This window comes from Vibrio sp. D173a (genome assembly GCF_030248475.1).
On sequence record NZ_JAHGAH010000400.1, the window covers coordinates 1 to 2,317 of the forward strand.

The following is a 2,317-nucleotide window of genomic DNA, read 5'->3' on the forward strand; positions in this document are numbered from 1 at the left end:
TTGTTGCTACGCGTTTATTGGCATTACGCTTCATGAAAGAAGTTGATGAGCTAACGAAAGAAAGTTGTGAAAAGGTATTGGGCCAAAAAGCTTGGAAGCTACTATGGTTGAAACTAGAAAGTAAGACGTTACCTAAAGAAGTACCCGATATGGGTTGGGCGAACAAAAATCTCGCTAAATTAGGCGGTTGGAAAGATACCAAAAGGACGGGTAGAGCTTCAATAAAGGTGCTTTGGGAAGGATGGTTTAAACTACAAACCATCCTTGAGGGCTACGAACTCGCAATGTCTCTTGATCACTAGACTTGTGATCAAGAGACAGGCAACGTGGCGGGGTTTGGAATTGAGGTTTGAAGCGAGAATTACGCCAGTTTGAACGTTGCCACTTTCGAATTGAGATCTTCTGCTTGAGATTTCAGCTCAGACGACTGATTCATCGATTCCTCTGCCCCGATAACCAAGTGATCCGTAACGTCTTTGATGGAAGTAACGTTCTGGGTGATTTCATTGGTCACGTGGGTTTGTTCTTCTGCGGCGGTGGCGATTTGGGTCGCCATATCGCTGATCATTGCTACTGCCGAGTTGATTTCATCCAGCGCTTGGGAAGCACGGTCGGCATCTTCTACCGAACCTATTGCCAGTTCAGAGCTGCGTTCCATCAAAGTAACGGCACGCTGAGTTGTGCGTTGCAGTGTCTCGATGGTGGACTTGATTTCTTCTGTCGAAGTATGAGTACGTTGCGATAGAACACGAACTTCATCCGCAACCACAGCAAAACCGCGGCCTTGTTCGCCTGCACGTGCTGCTTCAATCGCAGCGTTCAATGCAAGTAGGTTGGTTTGCTCAGCAATGTCACGAATGGTCGATAGCACGGTATTGATGTCTTGAGCATGCTGGTTCAGTTCACTGATAACACCGCTGGCTTGGTTCACTTCCGAAGACAGGTTGTTGATCGAGTCTTTGGTGTTCACTACCAGTGAGTGGCCGTTTTGTGTGCTCACGGAAGAATCCTGCGCCACTTTCGCTGTTTGCTCGGCATGAGAAGCGATCTCTTGCGTCGCAGAGGCCATTTCGGTCACTGCCGTTGCCACAAGCGTGATTTCTTGTTGCTGGTGGTTAAGCTCTTCAACCGATTGGTTTGCACGTTTCGTGCTCAGCTCTGATTGATCGTTTAAGTTTTCCGCTTGATGACGAATATGGCCGATAAGTTGCTGAAGACTGGCAACGAACTGGTTGAAGTTTTCTGCCAATTCACCCACTTCGTCACGGTTCTCAACTTTGATGCGCTGAGTTAAATCACCGCTACCATTGGCGATTTGCGATAGGGCATTTGACACGTTGTAAAGCGGACGGAAAAGGATGTTACACAGTAGGTTAAACAAGGCCACACAGATGATCACCACAATCGTAGTTGCGATGATTTGTCCCCAAACGGCATCGTAAAGTGGGGCGACCAAAGAGTCATTATCCAGAACCGTTACTGTGGTCAATTTGGTGCCATCGATGGCTTTCGCGTAAACCACGAAGTCTTTACCGTTGATGGAGATGGTGCGCTCTTGTCCAGAGTTGGCAGCCGCGACGATGTCGCTGTTATTTAAGCCCAGCTTGCTAACGGGCTGGTTAAGTAGCTTGCTGTTGTTGTGGGTAAAGATATTGCCCTGATCGTTGGCGATGAACATATAACCTTCACCCGGCAGAATCACTTGGTTCAGGCTATTTAGGATGTCACCGATTTCTACGTCTGCACCTAGCACGTTGGTTTGACCGTGAAGCTGGAGTGCTTTACCCAAAGACACGACGTTTGCCCCTGTTGCCGCAGCAACGGTTGGATTGTCCATAAAGACTTTCGAAGGGTTTGCGATTGCGTTGGTGTACCAACCCCATTGGCGAGGGTCATCGTTACCCGGTGGCAATACAACACCATTCGCGTTGTCTTGAGAACCGTCTGGATACGCAAGGAAGACGTTATCAAACGCGGCAGAATCGCGAACCTGTTTAAGGTGCGTCACAATCGCTGATTTTTCAGCGTCTTGAGAAAGCGATGTGAGTGCACGTTCTTTCGATAGTAGCCAGTCGCTTACGTATTGGTTGTAAGATGCGCTAGTACTTTCTAGGCGCTGAGCGACTTCAACATCAAGTCTTTGCAGAGCATCACGGAAAGACAGCCCCTCCACCAACACTCCCCCGAGGATGATGGCAGCACTGGCGGAGATCGCCAGTTTGTTCTTTAGAGATAGATTTTTAAGCATAAAGTTATAGTTGGCTCTTACATTTATAAAAATAGGCATTTAGAGGCGACATTATATTTTAGTGGTCAA

Annotated in this window: 1 protein-coding gene and 1 pseudogene; one reads left to right on the forward strand and one right to left on the reverse strand. The window is 47.8% G+C overall.

The window, feature by feature from the left end; translation table 11 throughout:
- Window positions 1-302 (forward strand): annotated as a pseudogene (locus tag KIV40_RS26200) (IS4 family transposase); the annotation flags it as partial.
- A gap of 59 nt (window positions 303-361) precedes the next feature.
- Here KIV40_RS26200 and KIV40_RS26205 read toward each other — a convergent pair.
- Window positions 362-2,248, reverse strand: coding sequence for a methyl-accepting chemotaxis protein (locus KIV40_RS26205; RefSeq protein WP_285352110.1), 1,887 nt, complete (start codon window positions 2,246-2,248; stop codon window positions 362-364).
- Window positions 2,249-2,317: the final 69 nt, after the last annotated feature.

Coding starts and splice junctions, on each gene's coding strand:
- KIV40_RS26205 (WP_285352110.1), bottom strand. CDS start 2,248: ATGCTTAAAAATCTATCTCTAAAGAACAAACTGGCGATCTCCGCCAGT.